We start from the raw sequence: 5,189 nt of genomic DNA, 5'->3' as shown, positions 1-5,189 counted from the left end.
ATTCCCCGGCTAACTTTTTTAAAAGTAAGCCAGCCGGGGCGATTTTAGTGGATTAAAACTGATAAGACGCAAACAGTCTTAACGTTCTGGGTTGTCCAGGGCCCACAAACTCAGTCGATTCGATATCGTCGTAAATATCTTCCAACACTTCGTCGGCTTCGCCATAGGTGCCAAAGGTTTCGAACTCGGTATCAAACACATTTTCCAGACGCAGGCCAACGGTAATACCACTTGAGTGAGCATAGGTGGCACTTAGATTAACCAGCGTATAACCATCTAACTCGCGGTTCTCGTTGGCTTCGTCGCCACGGAAATACTGGCCCGATGCGTAGTCCACATCTGCGCTGATGTACAGGTTGTCCAGCAGCGGGTAAGTGACTTCCACACCGGCAAGCCATTCAGGCTGGCCCGGAATGGTATCGCCCGGCGTTACCTGGCGGCCAGGTCCCATGGGGTTTTGTGGGCTGAACGAGACAAAAGGAGATTCAAAGGTCGCCTGTAAGTAGCTGACATTGGCAGACACTTCCAGGTCGTCCCATTGCTGTAACACGCTGAATTCAGCACCCTGACGGCGCGTTTTGTCTACGTTTACGAAGTATCCTACCGATGCGCGGTCACCGGCCTGTTGGAAAATAATGTCGTCTTTGCTCTCACTGCGATACACCGCAGCGTGGATCAAGCCGTTCTCCAGCGTAATATTGGCGCCCAGTTCAAGGGTATCAGTGCGTACCTGATCCAGCGGCGGATCGGCCACAAAACCATTGGGCAGTTTACACGGATCGTCTTCGTCGGCGCAGCTTAGTTCTGCTGGCGTCGGCGTACGTGACGATTGGCTGTAAGACGCATAAGCGTGGTAGCCGTCGGTTCGGTAGTGCACCGTGGCAGATGGATTAAACCGGTTAAATGCGTGGTTACCGTTCAGCGAGCCTTCGCCAACTTCAACGCCGTCTACCATATCAATAGTGGATTTGTTGTAGCGTGCGGCCAGAGCCAGTTGCCAGTTGTCGTTCAGATCTATGACATCGCTAACAAACGCATAGGTGTGGCGAACATCGGTAGTCAAACGCACACGGGAACCTTCGTCAAATACGCCAATGCCGGTAACGCCACGGCTGCTCTCAGGCGTCTCATTGTCGAGTACGGCAAATTCGGTGTTGCTGCGAAATGAAATATCAGCGGTGTCGATGCCCAGACCAACTACCCAGTGGTGTGTCATTGAACCTGTGGCAGCTTTACCCGCCAGTTCGGCGCTGAAGCCAAAGCTTTGCTGGTCGGTAAAGCTGGTATTGGCGGTACCATCCAGGGTATCAGGGTCAACGTCACTGATGTTTTCTAATGGTACTAACGGGTCAAAACCTACAAACTGAACGGCGTCGTCTTCTTCGAATTCTTCGTCGTCATCGTCGTCATCATCAGACGTTGTGAGCGTGGCGGCCTCTGCATCATCGTCATCGTCTTCAAACAGTTCAGCTTCTTCGTCCTCTTCACATAAGGTCTCGCCGTAGCCTACATCACATTCTTCGTAGTCACTGTCGTCACCGTTGTAGGTTTCGATTTCGTTTTCACGGTAATAGGCGTTCAGACGCAATACCAAATCGTCGTCCAGGTTCCACTCGTGATTCAGGTTCAGGAAGCGCAGGTTAGTAAAGGTCTGATCAGGGCGAGTATAAATGGCTGCGCGCCCCTCGTACGGGATCAAGTCTACCGGAATGGCACCGTTACCAATCAAATCGTTTTCATTCACAGCCAGCGTGATGCGGGTGGCACTGTCTTCACCTTTGTGGGTAATGTTAGCCAGTCCTTGCTGAATATCGCTGGGCGAATAGTCGCGCCAGCCGTCTTCTTCGTATTTGTTGATATTAATGTAATAGCCCCACTCGCCATTGTTGCCGCCTGACTCCAGGTTGATGCCGCGCTGGCTAAAATCACCGCCCATGACAGTGACTTTATTGTGTGGGAAAGAAAAGCCGTCTTTGGTATTTAAAATAAGCGCCCCACCCAGGGTATTCTGACCAAATACCGGGTTAGCACCTGATACCAGGGTCACAGAATCCAATGCTGAAGGTGGAATGAGATCCCAGTTTACGGTATCACCAAAAGGTTCGTTAAAACGCGTACCGTTTAAGTAAACCGACAGCCCCTGAGGCAGACCCAGCAAGGGAGAGGCGGTAAATCCACGGTATTGGAGATCGGCCTGAAACGGGTTGTTTTGCACATCGTTGATCGACACACTGACCAGTTGATTGTCCAGAATTCTGGCCAACGAATTGCCATTTTCAACTTCCAATGCATCGGCATCCAAATGCTGACTGGCGGGCGAGTATTCCGATAGCCCACTCACAAAACTAAGGGGAGATTGTCCGTATACGGTGACCTGTTCAATGTCTTGTTCCTGAGCACTGGCCTGAAAGCTTGCGGCTATACAGGATGCCAAATATAAGTACGCGGTTTTTTTCATGATGTATGTCCGATTATGTGCCCTGTGCGTTCTAACATCAGCTGTTATTGTATGTGGCTGCGATGAATGTACGCATCGTGTTAATGGCTGGTTAATATGAGGCTAAGTATGAAAATTTGCGGGCATTCCTCCTATGGAATTGTTCCCTGTGACACCGGGAAAAGTTCCCGGTTTTACCTTGTAGTACTTTAGAAAAGTACCAAGTTATTAGGCGCTTAGTGCTAAAGTAGTAGTGTTTTTTTCGCTGGTGCAAGAAAGGCGTTTGACCGGTGTTAACACATAAATTCCCGACTGGAACTTCAAATAAAAAAAGCCAGCCGAAAGGCTGGCCAGGGTGATTGGGTGATGAAGCCCGTCACTGGAGTATACGTGTAATGTTCGAGGGTTATTCGCTGCATTACAGTAATTTTATGCTGACAGTGTTTCATCATCTGAGCCACGGAAAAGTTCCCGTTTTCGGCGTGGTCTTTTCCTGATAAGAGTTAGTTAGAGCTGGTGGCTGTATATCCGGCACATCGGCGATATTGGTTAATAAATGGCGAAAAGCGCTAAGCTTGTATTTGGGGGTTAATTCTAATTTATTGATTTTTAGTTACTTTTATTTTGGTGTGGACTTTGCTTCTAATTGAAGCATTATTAGATGAGCGTGAATAACGCGCATAACGAGAAGAAGGAAACCGTCATGGTAAAGCTGGAAGACCGTCCCATTGAGCAGGTACGCGAAGAAGTCATTGATAAACTCATTTATCACTACAGTCACGGTGTGATTTCTGTGGAAGCTTTTGAGCGACGATTGGACGAAGCCATGGCGAGCAATGACCACCATGAAATTGTCGCGTTAGCAGCGGATCTTACCTTACAGGTAGACGGTGATTACAGCCGTGAAAAAGAACACAAGTTCAGTGTGAACTATGCAACCGGCGAAGCACCGGAGCGCGATACTATTGTGAATATCATGGGCGGCTCAACGCGCACAGGCCGATGGACTGTACCGCGGGAAATCCGGGTAATCGCACTAATGGGCGGTACCGATATTGATTTCACGGATGCTGAATTTCGTGCTCAGAACATTACCGTAAAAGTACTGTGTGTAATGGGCGGCGTTGATATAAAAGTGCCTGAAAATGTAAATGTGGTTACCAAAGCATTTTGCGTAATGGGTGGCCTTGACAACAATACGCCGTCAATTGCAGACCGACAGGCACCCACGATCACGGTTGAGGGCTTTGTGCTGATGGGCGGTGTGGATATTGATATAAAACGTACGATGAAGGAAAAATTCGTCGCGTTTGCCAATCAGATGAAGTCGATGTTTAGCACAACGTCTCAACCAGACCACCGAAAGCGCGGGTATTAGGCGAGGCAGATGAGTTCTCACTGACTCAGCCAATGAATTAAGTAGGGCTCAATCAGTTCGGACACTTCAACTATTGGTCAAACGCGGTCGTACTGGTAGTTTATTCTGGACGGCTGATTTGTACGTTAAGCAGACTTTTCGTTTTATTTCCTATGAAAACACAGAATATGGTTTTTCATGGGAAACGGGTGTTACTATGAAGTCTCAGTAATAAGCTGTTATGAGTCTTTAGAGGGATTATGAGCGACTGGGATATTGATCGAGAACCAACAAAGAGTGAGCAGATGCTTGCTCGTGTTCTTTCTGTTCCTGTGTTTGTGATCTTAACTATTTTGATGGCTGTAGCATTGGTAAATGCCTTTCGGAAACCATCGACAAGTTCAATTATGATATGCCTTTTACCATCAGTGCTATGGTTGTTTTCTGGACGAGTCCTGTATGGAGTTTTCTTCACCCCAAGGCTGAAACCATCAAGTAAGGCAATAGTGTTTACTGGTTACACGATCGGAGCAATGGGCATTTTACTGCTAATTGGTTCAGTAATTACTTCTAACAATGCATTCTATATGGCATCTATAGGCACTACCTGTTTATGTGGTGGTTTTTTCATAATCCGTGGCAGTAATCAGGATTCAGACTCATAACAAGCAAATCAAGGCGGACACCCAGGCTAACACAGCTTTTTGCACTGGCGGGGCCAGTTTAGCGCAAAAAACTGTGTTACTCTGGGTGTGCCACTTATTTGAGCGTTAAACGTCCACTCCTTGTCTTCTGCGGCCATACCCAATCCATGTGCTTATGTCCGCTATTCGCTCTTTTCGGCCATCATTGAATTGCGGACTTCTCAGATTGGATTGAGCCTAAAGTTCGAAACGGTCAGATTGCGCATGGGTCACTGTACGATTGAGATATACTGATCTTAAACGCAATCCGCATTTCAGTACGCCTGATTATCCAGCACGTGTTGTACGCTTTTAAGCAACGTGTGGTAAGACACATTTTCATACTTACCAAACTGCGCGTGCTTACGGGCCTTTAGTTTGGTAAATACCGGTTGGGTTAATCCTGCCGCAAAACGCGCGATCAGTGCGGCTGATATGGTAGCGTCCGAGGGCTGATTCGACAGCCAGTGATGAATAGCCTGCAAATCCTCAATCAGTGACGACGGGTTCACGTCATCCTCGCTTTTTTCTAACTGCAACACCTGGCCACGGCATACCGAGCAGTGCCCACATTGTTCCGGGGCGTGCTGATCGCCGAAATACAGGGCAAGATTGTGATTTAAGCAGCGGTCTAAGTTAAAAAATCGCAACATGGTAGCTATACGTGCTAATTCTGACTGTTCGTTGGCGCTGCAATAGTGCTGCAGTTTAG

At 47.9% G+C, this 5,189-nt stretch carries 4 protein-coding genes; 2 read left to right on the top strand and 2 right to left on the bottom strand.

The features are described 5' to 3' along the window. Positions 1-52: 52 nt before the first annotated feature. On the bottom strand, positions 53-2,458 hold the full coding sequence (locus tag AC4MRN_RS19345; RefSeq protein WP_491204229.1) for a TonB-dependent receptor: 2,406 nt from the start codon (positions 2,456-2,458) through the stop codon (positions 53-55). A gap of 640 nt (positions 2,459-3,098) precedes the next feature. Between AC4MRN_RS19345 and AC4MRN_RS19340 the strand changes: the two genes are divergently transcribed. Beyond that, positions 3,099-3,815 carry a LiaF domain-containing protein gene (locus AC4MRN_RS19340; RefSeq protein WP_491204228.1) on the top strand — a complete coding sequence of 239 codons (717 nt, stop codon included), beginning with the start codon at positions 3,099-3,101 and terminating at the stop codon, positions 3,813-3,815. A gap of 239 nt (positions 3,816-4,054) precedes the next feature. Further along, the gene (locus AC4MRN_RS19335) at positions 4,055-4,459 is read left to right on the top strand and encodes a hypothetical protein (RefSeq protein ID WP_490402203.1); all 405 of its coding nucleotides are present in this window, start codon (positions 4,055-4,057) and stop codon (positions 4,457-4,459) included. 293 nt (positions 4,460-4,752) lie between these two features. On the opposite strand, the gene AC4MRN_RS19330 is transcribed toward AC4MRN_RS19335, so the two are convergent. Beyond that, on the bottom strand, positions 4,753-5,189 hold a 437-nt coding region (locus AC4MRN_RS19330), incomplete at its 5' end, for a RecQ family zinc-binding domain-containing protein (protein ID WP_491204227.1).

Source organism: Marisediminitalea sp. (genome assembly GCF_984433645.1).
Note: the sequence above shows the minus strand (reverse complement) of the source record. Positions and strands in the feature narration are given on the sequence as shown.

Coding starts and splice junctions, on each gene's coding strand:
- AC4MRN_RS19335 (WP_490402203.1), top strand. CDS start 4,055: ATGAGCGACTGGGATATTGATCGAGAACCAACAAAGAGTGAGCAGATG.
- AC4MRN_RS19345 (WP_491204229.1), bottom strand. CDS start 2,458: ATGAAAAAAACCGCGTACTTATATTTGGCATCCTGTATAGCCGCAAGC.
- AC4MRN_RS19340 (WP_491204228.1), top strand. CDS start 3,099: ATGAGCGTGAATAACGCGCATAACGAGAAGAAGGAAACCGTCATGGTA.